Genomic DNA, 19,356 nt, shown 5'->3' on the forward strand with positions numbered 1-19,356 from the left:
TGCCTAACCCAAGGCAATAGTAGCGTAAAATTCCTAAACGTGAAATGTTTTTGCAGTGCAGCATGATAATATTCTGAATTACTAAGATTAACGGTAAATCCTGATGAAAATTTTTCTATTAACGTTTCTTATTTTTGGGTTAGCAATTATTGGTTTAGCTTTGGGCTGGATTTTGAATCAACGTAGCTTAAAAGGCAGTTGTGGCGGCTTGGCGGCGATTCCGGGTATAGAAAAAAGTGACTGTTCTTGTTCTAATCCTTGCGAGAAACGCAAACAAAAAATGGCACAAGAACAACGCGAAGCCGTACTGAAACGGCATGATATTTTAAAATCTTGAATAAGCTGGAGGAGTGGATTATGGCGGATGTTTCATTGTCGGTGCGTCATTACATGTCAAACCGTCTCGCGACCCTGTACGAGCGTCAGGATATTCGCGAAGCGGTGAAAGTGTTTACGGAGCGCAATCTGTTTGGCGGCGCGGTGTTGGACAATGTGGGTAATCTGGTCGGTATTTTGTCGGTCACTGACTGCATTGATGCGGCGTTGCGCTCTGGCTACCATTCCGGCTGGCGCGGCACGGTGGGGGATAAGATGTCGAGGGATGTGCGCACTGTGGATGCCGAAGACAGCATTCTCGATGTGGCAAAAATGTTCATGGATGACCATTACCGCCGTTACCCCGTGTTGGATGACAACCGCGTCGTCGGGGTGGTTACGCGCTTGGATGTGCTGAAAGCCTTGCGCACCATTGGTGATTCCGGCTTTCCGGTGTAAGCATAAGCAATCAGGCGGCTGGGGTTTTGCGCACCAAAAGCCAAGCGACCAAGCCGCCCGCGACCCCACCGAGCAGATGCCCATCCCACGATACACCCGCTTGCCAAGGCGAAATCCCCGTGAGCAAGGTTGTACCGTAAGTGAAGGCCACAAACGCACTGACGAGTAGTGGCACAATGCGCCGCTCCAATGCGCCGGATACAATCAGGAACACCGCCAGCCCAAACACCAGCCCGCTTGCGCCAATGTGCAGCGAATGCCCACGCCCAAACAGCCACAACAATACCCCGCCCACGACTGCCACCAGTATCACTGCCGCGCGTGAGTCGGTGCGCGAACCCGCCAGTAACGTCAGCAATACCGCCAGCGGCACAGTGTTATTCAGCAAATGCGTAAAGTTGGAATGCAGAAATGGCATGGTCACAATGCCAATCAAGCCACCGAAGTCTCGCGGAATCAGTCCCAAGCGTTCTAGCGGCAGGATGCGATCCAACAGAAATACGCCCCAAATGGTGGCGAGAAACAGGAGAACCAACGGTAATTCTTCGCGGATACGGTGGATGTGGCTTTTCATTCAGGCTCTTTTTTCGTTTGCAAACAGGTTTCTAGTACTTGACGGTGGTGTGCGGTGCCGAGCGCGTTCATGGTTTCAATATTGCGCTCAGGAATCGCATCGACATCAGGATAACTGTCAACGGCTTGCGCCAAGCTGTCTTCGCGGATGAGATGCAGCATTGGCCAGGGCGAACGGTTGGTGAAGTTTTCCGCGTCATTCGGGCGTGTACCCTCGAATTGATAGTCGGGGTGGAAACTCGCCACTTGGAATTCGCCTTCAAAGCCGCCGTCTTCCAAGAGCGCATCGACCGTATCGAGAAAGTCGTTGTATTCCATGAAATCTTCCAGCGTGCCGGGGTGAATCAGCAGGGTGGTTTCGACTTCGCTCGCGGGGGTGGCGCGGAGTTGTTCGAGTTCGTGCTGCAAATCTTCCAGCAAAAATTCGGGGCGGGCGGAATCGGTGACGACAAAGCGGATTTGCCCGCCGTTGAATGGCTTGTGCGCAAACGGGCACAGGTTGTGTTTGAGGACAACGTTTTCCAACCAGCAACGGGTTTGGGCGATGTAGGTAGCGTTGGAATGTTTCATGGCTTAGGCTTCCAAAATGTCGAGGATTTCCAGTTCAAAGGTGATGTTATGCCCAGCCAGTGGATGATTGAAATCGACGACCACGCTGTCAGCACGGATGTCGCGCACTTTGCCGGGGATTTCTTGCCCTGACGGTAGCGCAAAGCTGATGATTTGCCCGACGTTTAGCTGCCAATCGGCGGGAAATTCATCGCGTGCCAAGGTTTGAATGGCGTCCGGGTCAGGATAGCCGAAGGCTTGATCCGCCATAATAATCAGGCGGATGGGTTCGCCTTGGGGCAAGCCAATCAGAGCGCTTTCCAGATTGGGGTGAATGTCACCTTTCCCCAGTTGCAAAATGTCGCCAGCCGGGTCTTCGCTGGCTTCCACCTTATGCCCCTCGGCGAGGAATAACTGGTAACGCCAGCGAATGCGGCTATTGGCTTGAACGGTATGACTCATGGTGATCGCTTGTGGCTGGAGAAAACCGTGAGGATACCAGAGTGTTCAAGCCAGTGGCATCAGGTGGCGTACATTCAGGTAACAAGCGGGGCGCGGCTCGATACGGGGGTAAACGTGCAACCAGTAATTTTCACCTTGTTGCACCATGCTGTCTTGTGGCGATACCAATTCAACTTGTTGGTGATCACGCAGGTGGAGGACAGCGGGCGAGGTTGCATCGGGTAAGCGATAACAGGGGACGGCATCCGTGTCGGTGTGTACGGCGTACAGGGTAGCGATCACGCGGCTGGCGGGTAACGTGACCGCTGAAGGGTGTGTTTTTTGCCCGCATCCCATTAATGCGGCGGCGATGAGCAAGCATCCATAATAACAATACTGATTCATATCCCGGCTATTCCTTTATGCGCGGTGTTTCCGGCCTCAACTTACTGACAATTAAACGCAGGAACGCTTGAAACGGCTACCTAATCCCGCTTTAATGGTGCGTTTTTCAGGATGCAATGGGAGTAACACGATGAAAGTGCTGGTAGTAGGCGGCGGTGGGCGTGAACACGCGCTGGCATGGAAGATTGCACAATCCGGGCGAGTAAGCGAGGTGCTGGTTGCTCCCGGTAACGCGGGTACGGCGTTAGAACCCAATATGCGCAATGTGCCGATTGCGGCAGAAGACGTGGATGCGTTGCTGGCATACGCGCAGCAACACGCGATTGAGTTGACCGTGGTTGGCCCCGAAGCGCCGCTTTCCAAAGGCATTGTGGATAAATTCCGTGCGGCAGGTTTGCGTTGTTTTGGCCCCACCCAACAAGCGGCACAATTGGAATCGTCGAAAGCTTTCGCCAAGGATTTTCTGGCGCGGCATCACATTGCCACCGCCGAATACGCGAATTTTACCGAGGTTGAACCGGCGATTGCCTACATCCGCAAAATGGGTGCACCGATTGTGGTGAAAGCCGACGGGTTGGCGGCGGGCAAGGGCGTGATTTTGGCGCAAACCGAGGACGAGGCGATTGCAGCAGTGCAGGATATGCTGGCAGGCAATGCCTTTGGTGCGGCGGGTAGTCGCGTGGTGATTGAAGAGTTTTTGCTGGGTGAAGAAGCCAGTTTCATCGTGATGGTGGATGGCGAACACGTGCTGGCAATGGCAAGTTCGCAAGACCACAAAGCCCGCGATAACGGCGATAAAGGCCCGAATACTGGCGGTATGGGGGCGTATTCTCCTGCACCCGTGGTTACCCCGGCGATGCACGAACGCATTATGCAGGAAGTGATTTACCCCACCGTGCGCGGCATGGCGGCGGATGGCATTCCGTATACCGGCTTTTTGTACGCAGGTGTGATGATCAATGCGCAAGGTGTGCCGAAAGTGCTGGAGTTCAATTGCCGCTTTGGTGATCCCGAAACCCAGCCGATTATGGTGCGCTTGCAGTCTGATTTCGTCGGCTTGCTGGAAGCAGCCTTGGATGCGCGTTTGGATAAAGTGACCGCCGAGTGGGATAGTCGTGCGTCATTGGGCGTGGTGTTGGCTGCGGGTGGCTACCCGGATGCGTATCGCAAAGGTGATGTGATTGCGGGCTTGGAAGTGGCGGCAATCCTCGATGGCAAGGTGTTTCATGCGGGTACGGCGTTTCAAGATGGCAAGGTTGTGACCAGCGGTGGGCGGGTGTTGTGTGCGGTGGGTTTGGGCAATAATGTCACCGAAGCGCAAGCGGCAGCTTACCGGTTGGTGCAAGCGATTGATTGGGATAAGGTGTATTACCGCACGGATATTGGACATCGGGCGATTGCTCGCGAAAAAATGAGCTGATGCGGGCGGCGGTGCGTTGATTTTACCCAAGCTGGAGACAGACCGCAGTGGATAACCGCACGCCCTAGCGTTTGGGGCAAGATTTGTTTGGAAATGGCAGTCTTGCGCCCGTACACCCAATACAAGCCGGTGTATGGCGACATCGAAACCACCGTCAGCTTTGATGACGAACATGCCAACTACGCCTTGTTGCAATCAGGCTGGGATGGGGATGACTACCTGCATGGCGCGATTGTCCATATCCGTTTGATCGACGGCAAAATCTGGATTCAGTATGACGGCACGGAAGAAGGCGTTGCTACCGACCAGGCAATCACCTGTTGTTGTATGGGTACGATTGCAATTTGTTGAGCTGCCCGATGCAAGGCACTGCATACTGCATCAAATCCCAATGCCTGTGATGATAAAACGACCAGCATTTGGGAGGCAATAATCACGAAGCGGTCTCCGCTAGAGATCGACATTCCCGCGTTTTCCAGCCGCTTTGCCAATGTCTTGGCGTTGACAATGGCAGCCTTCTCATCCAGATAAACAGTAGCTACAGATCGCTTCTTGCAGACCAGGATGGCATCCAAACTAATGGGGTCTTTCGTCGCTGTTTTGGGGCTTGCGGCACGTAATTCTGCATGGACGGGATGCGCGGCAACCACTACCAAGCCAGCCGACGTAATCGCTTCGTAAATAGCTGCCCAACCTTCGACCCGCGAATGGTGGAAACTGAACGCCAGTACCCCATCATCCTTCAACACCCGCTGGCACTCCGTAAACACCGCTGCAAGCTGTCGAGCAAATACCCGCGAATCTTTATGCTGAACTTCGCCAGGAGCAGAAGAATCCGCCCGTTCAAACCATGCGTAACGCCCTTTCAGCACGGGCGACAACCACGCAAAGAAAAAGTCACTCAATTCACTGTAATGGACGAAATCGAAATAAGGCGGATCAGTCACCACCGCATCAACCGATTTAGCGGGAATTGGCAAAGTAGCACTGTCACCATTCAACACCATCATGGCATTCGGTATTGCTTTGAATTGCGCCCATGAATCCACCCGTTGCACATCAATCGCTGAACTGGCTACTGTTTTAATTGCCCCTAAACGTTCACCGAATAATGTCCGCTGAAAATCCACTTCAAACGGTTCATCCAGATAGCGTTTTGCCCGCAGCAAGCGGGATTCAAACAGCGTGCTAAATGTGCCGCTACTTTTATCCGTCCCCCACACCGAGTTTTCGAGCGGCGCACGTTCCGGTTTCAGGATGTGGTGTGAAAACATGTGGCGGACTGCGCCCGTGCCTTCGCCCTTGAAGCTGCAAAACATATTGTTGAATTCCAGCGTACCGGAAAACAAACACAGCATTTGCTCCTGAACCGCTACATCTTCAATTTCAAGGATGCTGCGCAATAGCAACCCCAAGCACAACAATTGGCGGGCATTAAAGAAATCGCGCCAATGGCGGTAGTTATATCCCAGCGCCTGATCGGTATTATGGCCTGAGCGGACAGCCAAAGTCGGGAGCGGTAAATCTTCCTGCACTAATCGGGTTTCAGCATCGGTATATAAAGCCCGGTCTTCATCGCGAACGGGGAGATAGATTTTCTCACCATTGGGTCGGAGAGCCATCATCGCATACATGCGCTGCGCCAGTGGTTTATCAGCAGGCAACAGGTCTTTAATCCGGTAGCGTTTGCCGTTTTGGGCAGTGACGTATTGCCCCGCTGCTTTCCCCTGCTGGGGATTGAAAGACTGGGCGCAATGCGGACAAACGACATCCACAGCATCGTAACGGTTTTCCATCACCTCCCAACAAGCAGGGCAAACCAGTTGGGCTTTCGGCTTTTTCTTCGGATAAGCATTTTGGGAAAACACATAGCGGGAAAACAGCGGAATGGTTTCGTTTTCCGGGGTTGTGACTGTCTTGACCCAAAAGCAATACAGCACCGGGATAAGTTCACCGGACACGGGGTCGCGGGTCTGGTAATAACGGCGTATTTCAGGGGCAACTTGTGCTTCAAGGCGGGCAAACGCGGCACGTAATTCCGGTTCTGGAACACGGGTAAATGCCTGCCGTACCTGAAACGTGCTGACCGGGTTGATGTCGCAGCCAATGGCTTTTGCCCCCAGTTTGGTGGCTTCGCCCAAGGTCGTGCCACTGCCCATGAAAGGGTCAAGCACCACTTTGCCGCTGAGTTGGTGGTGTTTGTAAAAGCTTTGCCAAACATCCGTTCCCGGCTCGCTCAAGGCTGCCAAGGTAATGCCCCGGAACACTGAACCCAAACGTGTCGCCCACCATTTATGGATGTGGTAAATCGGGCGGTTGATTTCCTTGCGCCAGCTTTCCTGTTCGGCAATCTGGCTGATTTCAACAATCGGGAAATCGCCTTCAATCGCGGTGGTTTCGCTGGTAGGCAGGAACGGGATGGTGTGGGCGGTGGTGTTCATGCGTCCGTACCCGCCATTACGACAGATTTTGATGCCTGAGTTACCAAGCGGTAGGCGATGAATTTGCGTTCTGTTCCCGCGCTCGGATTGGGAATACGTTCAGCAGTGAGGGTGTTAGTGCGCAAATCGAAGCTGTAACCGACGACCAATGTATCAGCCTCAACACGGATCAGGCGACCGACTTCCTGAAAGCGTGCATCCGCCTTAAAGCCTTCGGGAACAATCAGGGTCATCAACCCGGTCGTTCCTTCGGTGAGGGCAAACGGTGTGGGTGCGACGTACATTTTGCGATCACGGATCATGATGTCGCCGAAAGTGCCGAAACCTTTGACGTTTTTGTTCTTGTGTTCGTAGTGGTGATCGGCGTTGAGGAAATCGCCGTGGCAAACCACCAGATCGACCACCGGGTATTGCCGCCGCCCACTCAGCTCTGAATAGCCTGACAGGTCTGCTGGGTAACGCCCGAACACGTAGAAAATCTGCCGTCCGTTGTGGTAGCCAGTCGGTACTTGGCTGTTGGAATCGTAATCACGCTCGCGCCCCGGCCATGCTAGCCCCTTGACCTCATAACCCTCGGCGTACTCAACCAAAGAAAAGTCGGGGTAAGTGTTGCGCCCCGCGCCCTCGTAATGCAGCGTAAGTATCTGGAGACGTTTCTCAAACCAGTTTTGGAAGTGGAATTCCTTGTCCTTGGCGCTGACGGATTCAATGAGTTCACCTGCCTGCACTGCGAGTACGCACTGTTCAAACACATCAAAGCAGGTTGTTGAGGTCATGGGGAGTTCCTTTGCTGGAGGATGAAACAAGGTGCTTCATTATAGCGGTTTCAGCAACAACCTGCTGGGTAGTAGACAGGGAAGATCACCTGTTGCTGCTGGCGCAGACGGCTGATGTCGCTGTTGAGTTCCTGAAGGTGGCGTTCCAACACGGCAGCGGGTGCGTCCGTGTCGGAAGCCAGCAGGGTGCTGCGTGACAGACCGAAACGTTTCGCCAGTTGACCGATGGTATACATCCGCTACCTTCCTTATCAGCGTGAATGTTGGCGGATTTGCGCGACCTCCGCCACCGGGATTTGCAGCCATTCCAGATAAAGAGGGAGTATGCCATACGCCCCTACGAAGAACGTCCCCTGTAGGGGCGATCGGCGGTCGCCCTCTTCAAAGGTTATTTCATGGCGCGGTTATCCCTATCCGTTTGATTGACGGCAAAATCTGGATTCAGTATGACGGCACGGAAGAAGGCGTTGCTACCACTCTCCACAAACCAGATTCTCACGGTAGCATTTTACTGCTACGCTTTTGTTATCTCGTGAATGACGGTGTAACGACCATGACGATTCCTGTACAACCTCCGCCAGAAGATCAGCACATGCTGGAAACGGCAGTGGATAACCGCACGCCCTACCGTTTAGGGCAAGATTTGTTTGGAAATGGCAGCCTTGCGCCCGTACTGACTGATTCGCTGAAACGCCAGATTCGGGAGAAATTGCGTGCCAAGCACCGCTCACCCACAGACTACCCCGCGCTGATCAAGCGCATTCTGCTGGAGTACACGAAATACAAGCCGGTGTATGGCGACATCGAAACCACCGTCAGCTTTGATGACGAACATGCCAACTACGCCTTGTTGCAATCAGGCTGGGATGGGGATGATTACCTGCATGGCGCGATTGTCCATATCCGTTTGATCGACGGCAAAATCTGGATTCAGTATGACGGCACGGAAGAAGGCATTGCTACCGAATTGCTGGAAGCGGGTGTGCCGAAAGAGCATATCGTGTTGAGATTTCGGCATCCCAGCGAACGGAAATATAGTGGGCTGGCTGTGGCGTGAGTGATCAGGCAGCCACCTGCAAATTGTCTCTTTCACCCGTATATCGTATGATGTAACTACAAATTAGCAATGGTTTCCTGCATGTACAGAAAGTTTGAATGGGATGAGAACAAAAACCGCACCAACCAACAAAAACATGGAGTTGATTTCGATACCGCTAGTTATGTGTTTGATGATCCTAACTTTTTGAGTGAACAGGACAGGATAGTAGACGGGGAAGAACGCTGGCAGACGATTGGATTAGTCGGCGGATTTGAAGAGAAAATATTATGAACAGGCAGCTTTCCGATAAACAGATTGCGATGCTCAAGGCATTGGCAGACAAGCCGGATGAAGACATTGACCTGAGCGACATCCCGGAAGCTGGTGATGATGCTTGGAAGAATGCTGTACCCGGTGAGTTTTTTCGTCCTATCAAGAAACAGATTACCGTGCGGATTGATGCGGATGTACTGGCTTGGCTGAAGTCGAGTGGCAATGGCTACCAAACCCGGTTGAATCAGGTATTGCGGGAAGCGATGGAAAAAACGGGCAAACGGGCGGCGTAAGTTCCTTGCCCATATCCGTTTGATCGACGGCAAAATCTGGATTCAGTATGACGGCGTTGCTACCGAATTGCTGGAAGCGGGTGTGCCGAAAGCGCATATCGTGCTGGGATTCCGGCATCCCAACGAACGGAAATATAGTGGGCTGGCGGTGGCGTGAGTGATCAGGCAGCCACCTGCTGCTGTTCAGCCTTCATCTCTTCACGGATGACACGGCGCAAGATGGTTTCCAGTGATTCGCCCTGCTGCTTGATGTGTGCCTTCAATGCTTCGTTGATCAGGCTTTGGTAATTGCCACCGCCTTCCACCTGCTTCCGAAACCACTCAACTACATTAAGGGCGATGTAACGCTGTTTACCATGCAATGCTAAATCTTTGATGTGGGCATAAGTTATCCTTGGTTTATCTGGAAAAATCAAGCGTAAATATTGACATTCAAGTGTTTTATAACTAGAGTTCGGATGTGGGAGTGGTATCTTTTTGATAAGCTCCTTTATAAAGAAGTGAATCTAATAAGCTAATCATGTGAAAACATGATTTAAGGAATGAAATCCTTAGACTTCATTCGTGAAGTATCAAATAATCTCGAAACAACCTACTCCCACATTATTTATAGCATCGCATCATGTCAAACCTTTCAGATAATATTTGGTTTACTCGAAAAGCAAGAATTCAAACATCAGAACGACTGCTAAGCAATGACAATCACTCACAAATAATGCTGATAGTTTACTCTTTGATTAGCCTGATTTTATCAATAGTTTTACTCAAAAATACACAAGCCATAGGGGCTTATTCAGATATGATTGGAGTGGTCATGTCTTTGATTATAACAATAATATCTCTTGTGATTGGAGGGAAAAACTTTAAAGGACGTGGTTTATCACTTAAAAATCACTATATTTCATTGCAGAGATTATATTTAAGAGCAATTGATGCAGAAGCTAATAATGATCTTGATAAGCTTGCGATAATTAGAGAAGAGTACAATAATATTTTAGAACTAGAAGAAAACCATCATTCAATTGATGATATTGTTTTTCGAGTACTAAACCGACAAAATTTAACCACTAGAAAACCGAACAAGATGGAGATATTAATTGCGTACTCATATAAAGTAATACGTTATGCGACTATAGTATTTATTTACATATTTCCATTTGCTATGGCGATATACTTGTTAATAAAAAACAATATCCAAATATCATGAGTGCATATGTATACTTCAAAAAATGGTTTTCAAAGCCTCAGTTAATAAAAACGTATGAGGAACATATTAAAGATAGCTCTGCAATTGGAATTGATAAAATCAATAAAGATGTATTTTTACGTGATCATTTAAAAAATATTGATATAATAGACATTATTCCAAAATCTCAACTTATTGATGGTTAAATGAATTCAGTAGTTTTTGATTCGCATGGCAGTGCGCAAATTGTGCAAACCACAAGCGATTTCCATCACTAAATCATCAAAATCTTCCACGTAGTTGCGGAAAATATCTTTGACGCACCGACACCGTTTGATACCGCTGTTCACATGTTCAATGACCACCCGAATGCTAGAAATGGCACGATTATGCGCTTTATCCTTATCACTCAAGGGTTTACCTCGTGGCTTTTTCTTGGGTTGGTGGACAACTGCCCCGTCACCCGAATTATGCCCCAGATAGCCCAAATCCCGGTAAATCTCATACCCTTCTGGCACTTTCACGCCTTCCTCATCCGCGATACGTTTGTCATGGTCTTTGCCGCGTCGTGTTTCTCCCAAGTATTTGATTTCACGATCTTCTAAGCCTGCTATTATGTTGTTCTTCACCGAATGGAATTTTTTTTGCCGCTGTAGTATTCCTCCTGAACCCCAATGTCAGTCGGACGTTGAATACGGCGTTCTGTCGCATCCAAGCCAAGCGCTTGTGGCATTTCATGCGAAAGGCGTTCCAATACCTCTTCGGGGAGTCTGGCCGGGGAATGTCCCATGCTTTTTAAGCTCGACTGCAAAACGGGACACAGGCGATGTATCCACCGATTGGCTAACCCTTGGGACATATTGAAGGAGTAGCCCAACACTTCTTGCAGTGGGTAAGTCTTCAAATAATACAGAATAAAGAACAACTTATCTTCGATCGTTGTCAGGTTGCCGGGGCGACCTCGCTTCGTTTCACTCTCATGACCATCCACAATCAACTGCGCCGTGTATGCCCGTTGAAAATGGGGCAACAGTTTGGTGAATTCACCCAGATCTATGCCTGTCATGGCGCGGAAGGTTTTGCTCTTGCCTTTGAGCGCATGGTAGCTGTACTCTGTCATGAGTGTTCCGTTCCCTTGGTGAAAATGATGATCATAGGTTGTAGCGCATTCCCGTTGATTTTTCACATGATTTGTTGACTAGGGACAAGTGCGAGATTTTGGAATAATGTCTAATAAATAAAAAAGTTAGTAATGATGGCTATAATTTTACCCCATATAAAAAGAAACTAATTTCAAAAGGTGAAAATAAATTTCCTCGAATCATATCGATACCTACTATCAGAGACAGATTGACACTTAGATCTCTATGTAACTTATTATCGGATACTTATCGGAATGATCTCTCAATAGAGATTGCTCAAGCAAAAATTGATTATGTAAACAAAGCAATAAAAGAAAAAAGGTATACGGCATATATCAAGATTGACGTTAAAAATTTCTATCCATCTATTAATCATGAAGTTTTGATAAAAAAACTACAAAGAAAGATAAGAAAAAAAGAAATCATTAATTTAATAAAAAAAGCAATCACAAATAATAACGTAACGAAATCAAAGAAGGAAACTCAACATCCCAATCATACTGGAGTACCTCAAGGACTATCTATATCAAATATATTAGCTGAAATATATATCTCGGACATCGACAAGAAATATCAAAAAAGAGATGATTTATTTTATACTAGATACGTAGATGATATTTTAGTTTTTTGCAATGAGAATGATGTCAAATCTATATTTGAAGATCTAAAAAAAAGCATTAACAAGGAATGTCTTGAAATTCACGAATTAAACGAGGACGGGTCAAAATGTCAATTAGGAGATATAAATGATGAAATTCATTTTTTGGGATACAAATATAAGGATAGAACATCATCCATAATAGAAAGGAATCGCGAAAAATTTGAAGATTCAATAGCATCCATATTTACAGCCTATAAATATAGATTTGATAATGCAAAAAATGAGAGTGAACGAATTAACACAACCAATGTATTAGAATGGAGGCTGAACTTAAAAATTACAGGATGTATATTTAAAAATCAAAAAAGAGGATGGATGTTTTATTTTTCTCAGATCGAGGACATATATTCATTATACAAGATAGATCTTGCTATAAAAAAAATGGCATCAATATTTTGCAAAAGAGAACTAAAAATAAAAAGTCTAGTGAAAACCTATCATGAAACAAAAAGATTAAAAGCATCATCACACAAATATATAGTTAACTTCGATAAACTTTCTATAAGTGAAAAAAGAGATATTCTTGAACGTTATCTTGGATATAAAAGCCTTTCATCTGCCTCAGATGAAAGGATAGAACATTTTTTCAACATGCGAATAAGTCATATAATCAAAGAATTGGAGCAAGATATAGGTGATGTGTCTTAAGGATTCATCTGTTTTTAATTCAATGAAAAAGATAATCTGTAAAATGTAGTCATTATTATTTATTGATAGATGGACATAAGTAGAGTTTGAAGGTTCTGTCATCTTCCCTACATCACATTCCCGACATTCCCCCGCAAACCCCTTTGTCGCACACCCAACAACGAAACCCCAACTAACTGTAAATAAAAGAAAAATTATCTGATAGCGCTACTTGGCACGCAAATTGAACTACCCATGCAAACACCCTCACGAAACCCATTTCGTCACGGAGAATACGCATGGAACTGACTGTTTTAGGGCAAAGCCAAACCACCGCCCCCGCTGCCGGGGGCTGCGCCTCCAGCGGTTGCGGGAGCAACGACGACCAACTGAACCACCTGCCGGAACACATCCGCGCCAAGGTGCATAACCACCCGTGCTACTCCGAAGAGGCACACCACCATTACGCCCGGATGCACGTTGCGGTAGCCCCGGCCTGCAACATCCAGTGCCACTATTGCAACCGCAAATACGACTGTTCCAACGAATCGCGCCCCGGCGTAGTTTCCGAACTGCTCACCCCCGATCAGGCGGTGAAAAAAGTCATGACCGTCGCGGCGAACATTCCGCAAATGACCGTGCTGGGCATCGCAGGCCCCGGCGACCCGCTCGCCAACCCGGAACGCACCTTCGACACCTTCCGCCAACTGACCGAGAAAGCGCCGGACATCAAGCTGTGCGTGTCCACCAACGGTCTGGCACTGCCGGAACTGGTCGACGAACTGTGCAAACACAATATCGACCACGTAACCATGACCATCAACTGCGTTGACCCCGACATCGGCGCACAAATTTACCCGTGGATTTTCTGGAAAAACCGCCGCGTCTACGGGCGTAAAGGTGCGGAAATCCTCATCAAGCAGCAGCAAAAAGGGCTGCAAATGCTGGTCGATCGCGGCATTTTGGTCAAGGTCAACTCGGTCATGATCCCCGGTGTCAACGACAAGCATCTGGAAGAAGTCAGCAAAGCGGTCAAAGCCAAAGGCGCATTCCTGCACAACGTCATGCCGCTGATTGCCGAAGCCGAACACGGCACGTTCTACGGCGTGATGGGGCAACGCGGCCCGACCCACGACGAATTGCAGGAACTGCAAGATGCCTGTTCCGGCGACATGAACATGATGCGCCACTGCCGCCAATGCCGCGCCGATGCGGTCGGGATGCTGGGCGAAGACCGTGGTGATGAATTCACGATGGACAAAATCGAAGCCGTGGATGTCGACTACGCCGCTGCGATGGTCAAACGCGCCGAAGTCCACGCCGCCATCGAAGCCACCCTCGCCGCCAAAGCAAAGGCCAAGGTAGAGACGCAAAATCTTGCGTCTCTACAGACTGCGTTCGTTTCGCTGTCTTCCCTGACGCTGCCGAAAAAGGAATCCCGCCCAGTCCTGATGGCGATTGCCACCTCTGGCGGCGGCATCATCAACCAGCACTTCGGTCATGCGCGTGAATTCCTGATTTACGAAGCCAATGCCCACGACGTGCGCTTCATCAGCCACCGCAAAACCGACCTGTATTGCAGCGGCGATGAAACCTGCGGCGACGGCGAAAGTGTCCTGCAAAAAACCATCAACGCGCTGAAAGGCTGCGAAGTGGTGCTGTGTTCCAAGATCGGCTACGAGCCGTGGGGAATGCTGGAAGAAGCCGGAATCATCCCCAATGGCGAACACGCCATGGAAGCCATCGAAGACGCGGTTGCCGCCGTCTACAAGGAAATGGGCGAAAAAGGCTTGCTCGACAAGAAACCGGAAACCAAGCAACGCGCCACCGCGTAAGGAGCTGCATCATGGCATTACAAATCGTTGACGGCTGCGTGAACTGCTGGGCGTGCGAACCGCTCTGCCCCAGCCAAGCCATTTACGCCGCGATCCCGCATTTCCTGATCGACGCCAAGAAATGCACCGAATGCGACGGCGACTACGCCGACAAGCAATGCGCCAGCATCTGCCCGATTGAGGAAGCCATCGTGGACAGTCAGGGTGAAGCCCTGAACCCACCGGGTTCACTGACCGGGATTCCGCCGGAACGGTGGGAACAGGTGCGGGCGGAGATACAGGCGCGGTAACAGGATTGGGGCGTGGTGCGAAGAGGGCGACCAGCCGGTCGCCCCTACGTAACGTCCCCTGTAGGGGCGACCGGCTGGTCGCCCTCTTCTGCCAAAACCCAACACGTAACGTCCCCTGTAGGGGCGACCGGCTGGTCGCCCTCTTCTGTCGAAACCCAACACGAGGACACAGCCATGCCATCACGTTTACTAAAATTCTTGCAGACCTTCCGCCGTCACGGACAGATCGACCCGGCACTCAAACGCGCCTACCCGAACCTGCCTAACTGCCTGCTCAAACGCCATTCCGCGCTGTTGAGCATGAGTCTTGCAGGCAACCGTCATGGCTGACACCCTCCCGCTCAACGTTTCGACATGGAAGGAAGCGGTCGAATTCGCCCCCGGTGTCCACTGGATCGGCGCACTCGACCCAACCTTGCGCACCTTCGACATCATCCTCAAAACCGCCAACGGTACGACGTACAACTCCTATCTGGTGCGCGGCAGCGAAGGTGTCGCCATTATCGACACGGTAAAGGAAGGCTTTGAAGACGAATTTTTCCACCGCCTCGAATCAGTAGCGCGTTACGACGAAATCAAAGTGATCGTGCTCAACCACCTCGAACCCGACCACAGCGGTGCGTTGCCGGAACTGATGCGCCGCGCCCCGCAAGCCCGCTTGTACATTTCCACCCGCGCAACGACCATGCTCAAGGCGTTATTGCGCCCCAACCGCGAAGAGCCGTTTGAATACACCACTGTCACCACCAACGACCGGGTAAGCCTCGGCGACCGGCATTTGCGCTTCCTGCACACACCATTCCTGCACTGGCCGGATACGCAATGCACTTATCTGGAAGAGGAGCAGGTGCTGTTTTCCGGCGACATTTTCGGCTGCCATTACTGCGATGTACGCCTGTTTAACGACCGGGTGGGCGATTTCCGCTTTTCGTTCGATTACTACTACGCGCACATCATGCGCCCGTTCAAGCAGTGGGTCATGGAAGCACTGGCGCTGATCGAACCGCTGAAAATGAAAATAGTCGCGCCGACACATGGCCCCATTTTGCGCGAACGCCCACGCCGTTACGTGGCGCATTACCGCGAGCTTTCCACCTCCACCCTTAGCCGCGAAATCGGCGACACCAACAAGTCACTGATCATTTTTTACATGAGTTCCTACGGTAATACGGCACGCATGGCAGAAGCGATTTACAGCGGTGCGGATACGGTCGAAGGCGTGCGCGTATCGCTGTACGACCTCGAAGGCGGTGAAGTCGCGCCTTTCGTTGACTTGATTGAAGATGCCGATGCACTGCTGTTCGGCTCCCCCACCATCAACGGCGATGCCGTCAAGCCAGTGTGGGATCTGCTTTCTTCACTGGCGGTGGTGAATCTCAAAGGCAAAATCGGCGCAGCGTTCGGCTCTTACGGCTGGAGCGGCGAAGCCGTGCGCATGGTCGAAGACCGGATGCGTGGCTTGAAAATGCGCGTCCCGCGTGAAGGGTTGCGCGTCAAATTGATTCCAACACAAGAAGAATTGGATGAATGCACAGGGTTGGGTAGAGAAATAGCCAACATTCTGGTGGGCAAGGAAGTGCAGCGCGGGGTCATTGAATTCAGTGACCTCACCTGACAACTGCGCCGCCAGACAATTTTTTAACTAACGATTCAAGGAAATTAACATGGCAAAGGCAAAAATCACCTTTGAAGACATTCACCAAACGGTCAATGTCCCCGCCGGAACCCGCATTATCGAAATCTCTGAAAAGATCGGTGCGGGCGTTATCTACGGTTGCCGCGAAGGCGATTGCGGCACTTGCATGATGGAAGTCACCGAAGGCTGGAATAACCTGACCGAACCTTCCGTGCTGGAAGAAAAAGTCCTGCGCGAAAACATGGCTGGTCGTCACAACCGTCTGGCTTGCCAAGCGCAAATCCTCGGCGATTGCAAAGTTAAACCCGCCTGATTCAAGGAGAACAACATGGCATTAATTACTTTTTCTAGCCCCGAATACAAGGACAAAACCGTGTACGCGGTGGCAGGCAGTTTCACCGAAACCGTGCTGAAAATTGCCAAAACCAACAAGATACCCATCCAGTTTTCCTGTGGTGATGGCGAATGCGGCACTTGCGTGGTTAAGGTCACGCAACTGGGCGACAAAGCGCCGATGGGCTATCACCTGGAAGAGAAGGAAAAGACTGTCTTGCTGGAACTGGGCAAAATCACCAAGAGCGAGATGGAAGACATGATCGTTAATGATTTGCCGAGCAAATGGCGGCTGGCTTGCCAGTTCATTCCGCGTGATGAGGATGTTTTGGTCGAGTATTGATTACCGACGTTGGGATGGGGGAGGGCGACCAGCCGGTCGCCCCTACATTGGTCTGTACGATTATCCCCCGTAGGGGCGACCGGCTGGTCGCCCTCCTCTTCGTTGCCCTATCCCTTCCAATCCTCTCTCAATTTCCGCTATCGCACCACAAACAACGAATCCTCTTCCCACCGAACCGGGTTATTCTCAATATACGCGCTGAGTTCCTGCATGGAACGTTCGTCACGAATAATGTGTTCCCAATAATTACGTTGCCACACGGGTACTCTAGGAGTAGCGCGAAGCACATTGATCTGCTTGGTGACACTGGACTTAAAACCAGACATTAATGCGCCAATTGATGCGGACTTGGGACCTTTTACAGGGATATTAGTGTTGGGGATGGGCGACCAGCCGGTTGCCCCTACGTTGATGAAGACGATAGCGTGGAAGTGATTGGGCATTACCACAAATTCGCCCAATTCTATTTCTGTACGAATGTGAGCAGACGCTTGCCATTCCGTCTGAACAATTTCTCCAAACTCGTTTAAGTGCATGACTCCATCACTAATTTCACCCAATAAGCATTCCCTGTGCTGGATGCAGAGCGTGAGAAAATAAGCTCCCTGTTGTGAATAATCATAACCTTTCAGACGGATCGAACGTCGATGATGGATAGTCGGGTCGTAACGTAACATTGGCTTGTTTTTATAAATGGTAGATTCGCCCATTCTACCGAACCTCCCGAAAAAACCAACGTAGGGGCGACCGGCTGGTCGCCCTCTTTGGGTTTAAATCACCATGATTCTTCGCCCTCCAAAAAACCAACGTAGGGGCGACCGGCTGGTCGCCCTCTTTGGGTTTAAATCACCATGATTCTTCGCCCTCCAAAAAACCAACGTAGGGGCGACCGGCTGGTCGCCCTCTTTGGGTTTGAATCACCATATTGCAGAGAAGAGGGCGACCAACCGGTCGCCCCTACGTTGTGGGATTCACGACATTGTTCACTGGGTGGTTAAGGAAATAGACAATAATTACAAATGTTTACAAAAAAATGATGGCTGGCTTATTTATTGCATATTTAGAGTGAAACCGTATTGATAGGATGCAACCATGACCACCATGCCCAAACCGCCCAACCTCTTGCAAACCCACTACGCCTATCTCATGCAGCACCGCCGTGGTGAAACCAACGACCACCTGTTGGCAACCATGTACGCTTCAGCCCTGTGCGGACAAGGGGCAATGCCGTTGCACCTCGGTCTGCCACTAGACATCTTCCGCAGCATGATGGCGTACCATTTCCCAACCCTTCCACAATTACCGCTACCTGCTCACGTCGCATCGCTGGATTTTGCACGTCTGCCAGAACTTGATGACCTGCGCACCCTTCTCCAACAAAACCTCAGCCAACCGTCACCGATGGCAGGCTGGATGACCGAAATTGTTTGCGCTGGATGCACCGGCAATGATCACCTCTGGCAAGACCTCGGATTGTGGTCGCGCAAAGACTTATCCGCACTGATGCACGATAATTTCCGTCCATTAGCAGAACGGAACACCCAAGACATGAAGTGGAAAAAATTCCTCTACAAGCAATTGTGCAGCAGCGCAGGCATCTACGTGTGCCGCGCCCCTTCCTGTGAAGTCTGTGTGGATTACGCCGCATGTTTCGCACCGGAAGCCTAGTCACCGACCTCGAAACCGAGTTGCACAGCCTGCAACGGTCGGTTGCTGCCTACCTTGGTCTTGCGATCGGCGATGCCTTGGGCGCAACCGTGGAATTCATGACCCCCGCAGAAATCCGCCACGAATACGGTACGCACAAGCAAATGATCGGCGGTGGCTGGCTGAAACTCAAACCCGGCGAGATCACCGACGACACCGAAATGAGCCTTGCCTTGGGCAACGCCATCCTTGCTGCGGGCAAAGTCGAACCCGCTAGTGTCGCCGAAGCCTTCAGCAACTGGATGCGCAGCAAACCCAAAGACATCGGCAACACCGTGCGCCGTGGCATTGTGCAATACCGCCGCACCGGACAAACCACCATGCCGGAAAGCGAACACGACGCAGGCAATGGCGCGTGTATGCGCTGCCTGCCCATCGCCCTCGTCACCCTGCATTCTTCATGGACAGACGTGCAAACCGCCTCCCGCCTGCAAGCCCACACTACCCACCACAACCCGGTATCGGATGCAGGCACAGAATGCATTATCCACATGCTACAAGCCGCCATCCTCGGCGAACCGCTAACAGAACTCGAATTGCTAGCACACTATGATACTCCCCATATTCTAGACCACTGACTAAGATAAGAGGATAGCAGCGAAAGGAGGCAAG

At 50.5% G+C, this 19,356-nt stretch carries 30 protein-coding genes; 19 read left to right on the forward strand and 11 right to left on the reverse strand.

Going from position 1 to position 19,356, the window contains the following annotated elements:
- Positions 1-103 precede the first annotated feature (103 nt).
- Positions 104-337 carry a (Na+)-NQR maturation NqrM gene (gene nqrM, locus HMY34_RS12880; RefSeq protein WP_202715878.1) on the forward strand — a complete coding sequence of 78 codons (234 nt, stop codon included), beginning with the start codon at positions 104-106 and terminating at the stop codon, positions 335-337.
- Between the two features lie 20 nt (positions 338-357).
- Complete coding sequence (locus tag HMY34_RS12885; RefSeq protein WP_202715879.1) at positions 358-774, forward strand: CBS domain-containing protein; 417 nt, start codon at positions 358-360, stop codon at positions 772-774.
- A gap of 10 nt (positions 775-784) precedes the next feature.
- Here the strand turns inward: HMY34_RS12885 and HMY34_RS12890 are convergent, their stop codons facing one another.
- The 4 genes from HMY34_RS12890 to HMY34_RS12905 are packed head-to-tail and all read right to left on the reverse strand — an operon-like array spanning position 785 to position 2,742.
- Positions 785-1,348, reverse strand: a complete 564-nt coding sequence (locus tag HMY34_RS12890) for a rhomboid family intramembrane serine protease (RefSeq protein ID WP_202715880.1) — start codon at positions 1,346-1,348, stop codon at positions 785-787.
- Complete coding sequence (locus tag HMY34_RS12895) at positions 1,345-1,917, reverse strand: DUF1415 domain-containing protein (protein ID WP_202715881.1); 573 nt, start codon at positions 1,915-1,917, stop codon at positions 1,345-1,347. Before HMY34_RS12895 ends, HMY34_RS12890 begins: the two co-directional genes overlap by 4 nt.
- 3 nt (positions 1,918-1,920) lie before the next feature.
- Complete coding sequence (locus tag HMY34_RS12900; protein ID WP_202715882.1) at positions 1,921-2,358, reverse strand: FKBP-type peptidyl-prolyl cis-trans isomerase; 438 nt, start codon at positions 2,356-2,358, stop codon at positions 1,921-1,923.
- 45 nt (positions 2,359-2,403) lie between these two features.
- On the reverse strand, positions 2,404-2,742 hold the full coding sequence (locus HMY34_RS12905; protein ID WP_202715883.1) for a hypothetical protein: 339 nt from the start codon (positions 2,740-2,742) through the stop codon (positions 2,404-2,406).
- A gap of 130 nt (positions 2,743-2,872) precedes the next feature.
- On the opposite strand from HMY34_RS12905, the gene purD reads away from it, so the two are divergent.
- Together purD and HMY34_RS12915 are read left to right on the forward strand one after the other, a co-directional pair.
- Positions 2,873-4,162, forward strand: a complete 1,290-nt coding sequence (gene purD, locus HMY34_RS12910; protein WP_202715884.1) for a phosphoribosylamine--glycine ligase — start codon at positions 2,873-2,875, stop codon at positions 4,160-4,162.
- A 93-nt stretch (positions 4,163-4,255) separates the two neighbouring features.
- Positions 4,256-4,513, forward strand: a complete 258-nt coding sequence (locus HMY34_RS12915; RefSeq protein WP_202715885.1) for an element excision factor XisI family protein — start codon at positions 4,256-4,258, stop codon at positions 4,511-4,513.
- Here the strand turns inward: HMY34_RS12915 and HMY34_RS12920 are convergent.
- Genes HMY34_RS12920 through HMY34_RS12930 form a run of 3 tightly spaced genes read right to left on the reverse strand, consistent with a single transcriptional unit; the run spans position 4,432 to position 7,615 of the window.
- On the reverse strand, positions 4,432-6,603 hold the full coding sequence (locus tag HMY34_RS12920; RefSeq protein ID WP_202715886.1) for a DNA methyltransferase: 2,172 nt from the start codon (positions 6,601-6,603) through the stop codon (positions 4,432-4,434). The two genes, HMY34_RS12915 and HMY34_RS12920, sit on opposite strands and share 82 nt — an antisense overlap.
- A complete protein-coding gene (locus tag HMY34_RS12925; RefSeq protein WP_202715887.1) occupies positions 6,600-7,379 on the reverse strand; it encodes a hypothetical protein in 780 nt (259 codons plus the stop codon). Before HMY34_RS12925 ends, HMY34_RS12920 begins: the two co-directional genes overlap by 4 nt.
- Before the next feature lie 50 nt (positions 7,380-7,429).
- Entirely contained in the window at positions 7,430-7,615 is a 186-nt protein-coding gene (locus HMY34_RS12930) for a MerR family transcriptional regulator (protein ID WP_202715888.1), read from the reverse strand.
- A gap of 20 nt (positions 7,616-7,635) precedes the next feature.
- On the opposite strand from HMY34_RS12930, the gene HMY34_RS20230 reads away from it, so the two are divergent.
- The 4 genes from HMY34_RS20230 to HMY34_RS12955 all read left to right on the forward strand — a co-directional run bounded on the left by HMY34_RS20230 (position 7,636) and on the right by HMY34_RS12955 (position 9,141).
- Positions 7,636-8,436, forward strand: a complete 801-nt coding sequence (locus HMY34_RS20230; protein WP_228287851.1) for an element excision factor XisI family protein — start codon at positions 7,636-7,638, stop codon at positions 8,434-8,436.
- An 81-nt stretch (positions 8,437-8,517) separates the two neighbouring features.
- A complete protein-coding gene (locus tag HMY34_RS12945; RefSeq protein WP_202715889.1) occupies positions 8,518-8,709 on the forward strand; it encodes a BrnT family toxin in 192 nt (63 codons plus the stop codon).
- Positions 8,706-8,984, forward strand: a complete 279-nt coding sequence (locus HMY34_RS12950; RefSeq protein WP_202715890.1) for a BrnA antitoxin family protein — start codon at positions 8,706-8,708, stop codon at positions 8,982-8,984. Before HMY34_RS12945 ends, HMY34_RS12950 begins: the two co-directional genes overlap by 4 nt.
- Positions 8,985-9,003: 19 nt before the next feature.
- Positions 9,004-9,141 carry an element excision factor XisI family protein gene (locus tag HMY34_RS12955; RefSeq protein WP_228287852.1) on the forward strand — a complete coding sequence of 46 codons (138 nt, stop codon included), beginning with the start codon at positions 9,004-9,006 and terminating at the stop codon, positions 9,139-9,141.
- A 4-nt stretch (positions 9,142-9,145) separates the two neighbouring features.
- Here HMY34_RS12955 and HMY34_RS12960 read toward each other — a convergent pair whose 3' ends face one another.
- Positions 9,146-9,346, reverse strand: a complete 201-nt coding sequence (locus tag HMY34_RS12960; RefSeq protein ID WP_202715891.1) for a hypothetical protein — start codon at positions 9,344-9,346, stop codon at positions 9,146-9,148.
- 260 nt (positions 9,347-9,606) lie between these two features.
- Between HMY34_RS12960 and HMY34_RS12965 the strand changes: the two genes are divergently transcribed.
- Together HMY34_RS12965 and HMY34_RS12970 are read left to right on the forward strand one after the other, a co-directional pair.
- Positions 9,607-10,191: an SLATT domain-containing protein gene (locus tag HMY34_RS12965; protein WP_202715892.1), complete on the forward strand. Its 585-nt coding sequence runs from the start codon at positions 9,607-9,609 to the stop codon at positions 10,189-10,191.
- Positions 10,188-10,376 (forward strand): hypothetical protein, encoded by a 189-nt coding sequence (locus HMY34_RS12970; RefSeq protein WP_202715893.1) that lies wholly within the window; start codon positions 10,188-10,190, stop codon positions 10,374-10,376. The genes HMY34_RS12965 and HMY34_RS12970 overlap by 4 nt, the downstream gene beginning before the upstream one ends.
- Positions 10,377-10,382: 6 nt before the next feature.
- Here the strand turns inward: HMY34_RS12970 and HMY34_RS12975 are convergent, their stop codons facing one another.
- Entirely contained in the window at positions 10,383-10,799 is a 417-nt protein-coding gene (locus HMY34_RS12975; RefSeq protein WP_202715894.1) for a transposase family protein, read from the reverse strand.
- Positions 10,796-11,290, reverse strand: coding sequence for a helix-turn-helix domain-containing protein (locus HMY34_RS12980; RefSeq protein WP_202715895.1), 495 nt, complete (start codon positions 11,288-11,290; stop codon positions 10,796-10,798). The genes HMY34_RS12975 and HMY34_RS12980 overlap by 4 nt, the downstream gene beginning before the upstream one ends.
- Positions 11,291-11,460: 170 nt before the next feature.
- On the opposite strand from HMY34_RS12980, the gene HMY34_RS12985 reads away from it, so the two are divergent.
- From HMY34_RS12985 to HMY34_RS13015, 7 genes are all read left to right on the forward strand, one after another.
- Positions 11,461-12,621: a reverse transcriptase domain-containing protein gene (locus tag HMY34_RS12985; protein WP_228288052.1), complete on the forward strand. Its 1,161-nt coding sequence runs from the start codon at positions 11,461-11,463 to the stop codon at positions 12,619-12,621.
- A 278-nt stretch (positions 12,622-12,899) separates the two neighbouring features.
- On the forward strand, positions 12,900-14,435 hold the full coding sequence (nifB, locus tag HMY34_RS12990) for a nitrogenase cofactor biosynthesis protein NifB (protein ID WP_202715896.1): 1,536 nt from the start codon (positions 12,900-12,902) through the stop codon (positions 14,433-14,435).
- A gap of 11 nt (positions 14,436-14,446) precedes the next feature.
- The gene (locus HMY34_RS12995) at positions 14,447-14,725 is read left to right on the forward strand and encodes a 4Fe-4S dicluster domain-containing protein (protein WP_202715897.1); all 279 of its coding nucleotides are present in this window, start codon (positions 14,447-14,449) and stop codon (positions 14,723-14,725) included.
- 12 nt (positions 14,726-14,737) lie between these two features.
- Positions 14,738-15,055: a hypothetical protein gene (locus HMY34_RS13000; protein WP_202715898.1), complete on the forward strand. Its 318-nt coding sequence runs from the start codon at positions 14,738-14,740 to the stop codon at positions 15,053-15,055.
- On the forward strand, positions 15,048-16,340 hold the full coding sequence (locus HMY34_RS13005; RefSeq protein WP_202715899.1) for an FprA family A-type flavoprotein: 1,293 nt from the start codon (positions 15,048-15,050) through the stop codon (positions 16,338-16,340). Before HMY34_RS13000 ends, HMY34_RS13005 begins: the two co-directional genes overlap by 8 nt.
- A gap of 49 nt (positions 16,341-16,389) precedes the next feature.
- Complete coding sequence (locus HMY34_RS13010; RefSeq protein ID WP_202715900.1) at positions 16,390-16,674, forward strand: 2Fe-2S iron-sulfur cluster-binding protein; 285 nt, start codon at positions 16,390-16,392, stop codon at positions 16,672-16,674.
- Positions 16,675-16,689: 15 nt separating this feature from the next.
- The gene (locus HMY34_RS13015; RefSeq protein ID WP_093067966.1) at positions 16,690-17,037 is read left to right on the forward strand and encodes a 2Fe-2S iron-sulfur cluster-binding protein; all 348 of its coding nucleotides are present in this window, start codon (positions 16,690-16,692) and stop codon (positions 17,035-17,037) included.
- 137 nt (positions 17,038-17,174) lie between these two features.
- Here HMY34_RS13015 and HMY34_RS13020 read toward each other — a convergent pair whose 3' ends face one another.
- Positions 17,175-17,747 (reverse strand): transposase, encoded by a 573-nt coding sequence (locus HMY34_RS13020; RefSeq protein WP_202715901.1) that lies wholly within the window; start codon positions 17,745-17,747, stop codon positions 17,175-17,177.
- A 382-nt stretch (positions 17,748-18,129) separates the two neighbouring features.
- Between HMY34_RS13020 and HMY34_RS13025 the strand changes: the two genes are divergently transcribed.
- Entirely contained in the window at positions 18,130-18,705 is a 576-nt protein-coding gene (locus tag HMY34_RS13025; protein ID WP_202715902.1) for a nitrogen fixation protein NifQ, read from the forward strand.
- Positions 18,684-19,322, forward strand: coding sequence for an ADP-ribosylglycohydrolase family protein (locus HMY34_RS13030; protein WP_202715903.1), 639 nt, complete (start codon positions 18,684-18,686; stop codon positions 19,320-19,322). The genes HMY34_RS13025 and HMY34_RS13030 overlap by 22 nt, the downstream gene beginning before the upstream one ends.
- The last annotated feature ends 34 nt before the right edge of the window (positions 19,323-19,356 follow it).

The organism is Thiothrix subterranea (assembly GCF_016772315.1).
In the GTDB taxonomy this organism is placed as follows: domain Bacteria; phylum Pseudomonadota; class Gammaproteobacteria; order Thiotrichales; family Thiotrichaceae; genus Thiothrix; species Thiothrix subterranea.

What these genes read in the sequence shown, in the direction of transcription:
- nqrM (WP_202715878.1), top strand. Translation starts at nt 104, where the DNA reads ATGAAAATTTTTCTATTAACGTTTCTTATTTTTGGGTTAGCAATTATT.
- HMY34_RS12885 (WP_202715879.1), top strand. Translation starts at nt 358, where the DNA reads ATGGCGGATGTTTCATTGTCGGTGCGTCATTACATGTCAAACCGTCTC.
- HMY34_RS12890 (WP_202715880.1), bottom strand. Translation starts at nt 1,348, where the DNA reads ATGAAAAGCCACATCCACCGTATCCGCGAAGAATTACCGTTGGTTCTC.
- HMY34_RS12895 (WP_202715881.1), bottom strand. Translation starts at nt 1,917, where the DNA reads ATGAAACATTCCAACGCTACCTACATCGCCCAAACCCGTTGCTGGTTG.
- HMY34_RS12900 (WP_202715882.1), bottom strand. Translation starts at nt 2,358, where the DNA reads ATGAGTCATACCGTTCAAGCCAATAGCCGCATTCGCTGGCGTTACCAG.
- HMY34_RS12905 (WP_202715883.1), bottom strand. Translation starts at nt 2,742, where the DNA reads ATGAATCAGTATTGTTATTATGGATGCTTGCTCATCGCCGCCGCATTA.
- purD (WP_202715884.1), top strand. Translation starts at nt 2,873, where the DNA reads ATGAAAGTGCTGGTAGTAGGCGGCGGTGGGCGTGAACACGCGCTGGCA.
- HMY34_RS12915 (WP_202715885.1), top strand. Translation starts at nt 4,256, where the DNA reads ATGGCAGTCTTGCGCCCGTACACCCAATACAAGCCGGTGTATGGCGAC.
- HMY34_RS12920 (WP_202715886.1), bottom strand. Translation starts at nt 6,603, where the DNA reads ATGAACACCACCGCCCACACCATCCCGTTCCTGCCTACCAGCGAAACC.
- HMY34_RS12925 (WP_202715887.1), bottom strand. Translation starts at nt 7,379, where the DNA reads ATGACCTCAACAACCTGCTTTGATGTGTTTGAACAGTGCGTACTCGCA.
- HMY34_RS12930 (WP_202715888.1), bottom strand. Translation starts at nt 7,615, where the DNA reads ATGTATACCATCGGTCAACTGGCGAAACGTTTCGGTCTGTCACGCAGC.
- HMY34_RS12945 (WP_202715889.1), top strand. Translation starts at nt 8,518, where the DNA reads ATGTACAGAAAGTTTGAATGGGATGAGAACAAAAACCGCACCAACCAA.
- HMY34_RS12950 (WP_202715890.1), top strand. Translation starts at nt 8,706, where the DNA reads ATGAACAGGCAGCTTTCCGATAAACAGATTGCGATGCTCAAGGCATTG.
- HMY34_RS12965 (WP_202715892.1), top strand. Translation starts at nt 9,607, where the DNA reads ATGTCAAACCTTTCAGATAATATTTGGTTTACTCGAAAAGCAAGAATT.
- HMY34_RS12970 (WP_202715893.1), top strand. Translation starts at nt 10,188, where the DNA reads ATGAGTGCATATGTATACTTCAAAAAATGGTTTTCAAAGCCTCAGTTA.
- HMY34_RS12980 (WP_202715895.1), bottom strand. Translation starts at nt 11,290, where the DNA reads ATGACAGAGTACAGCTACCATGCGCTCAAAGGCAAGAGCAAAACCTTC.
- nifB (WP_202715896.1), top strand. Translation starts at nt 12,900, where the DNA reads ATGGAACTGACTGTTTTAGGGCAAAGCCAAACCACCGCCCCCGCTGCC.
- HMY34_RS12995 (WP_202715897.1), top strand. Translation starts at nt 14,447, where the DNA reads ATGGCATTACAAATCGTTGACGGCTGCGTGAACTGCTGGGCGTGCGAA.
- HMY34_RS13005 (WP_202715899.1), top strand. Translation starts at nt 15,048, where the DNA reads ATGGCTGACACCCTCCCGCTCAACGTTTCGACATGGAAGGAAGCGGTC.
- HMY34_RS13010 (WP_202715900.1), top strand. Translation starts at nt 16,390, where the DNA reads ATGGCAAAGGCAAAAATCACCTTTGAAGACATTCACCAAACGGTCAAT.
- HMY34_RS13015 (WP_093067966.1), top strand. Translation starts at nt 16,690, where the DNA reads ATGGCATTAATTACTTTTTCTAGCCCCGAATACAAGGACAAAACCGTG.
- HMY34_RS13020 (WP_202715901.1), bottom strand. Translation starts at nt 17,747, where the DNA reads ATGGGCGAATCTACCATTTATAAAAACAAGCCAATGTTACGTTACGAC.
- HMY34_RS13025 (WP_202715902.1), top strand. Translation starts at nt 18,130, where the DNA reads ATGACCACCATGCCCAAACCGCCCAACCTCTTGCAAACCCACTACGCC.
- HMY34_RS13030 (WP_202715903.1), top strand. Translation starts at nt 18,684, where the DNA reads ATGTTTCGCACCGGAAGCCTAGTCACCGACCTCGAAACCGAGTTGCAC.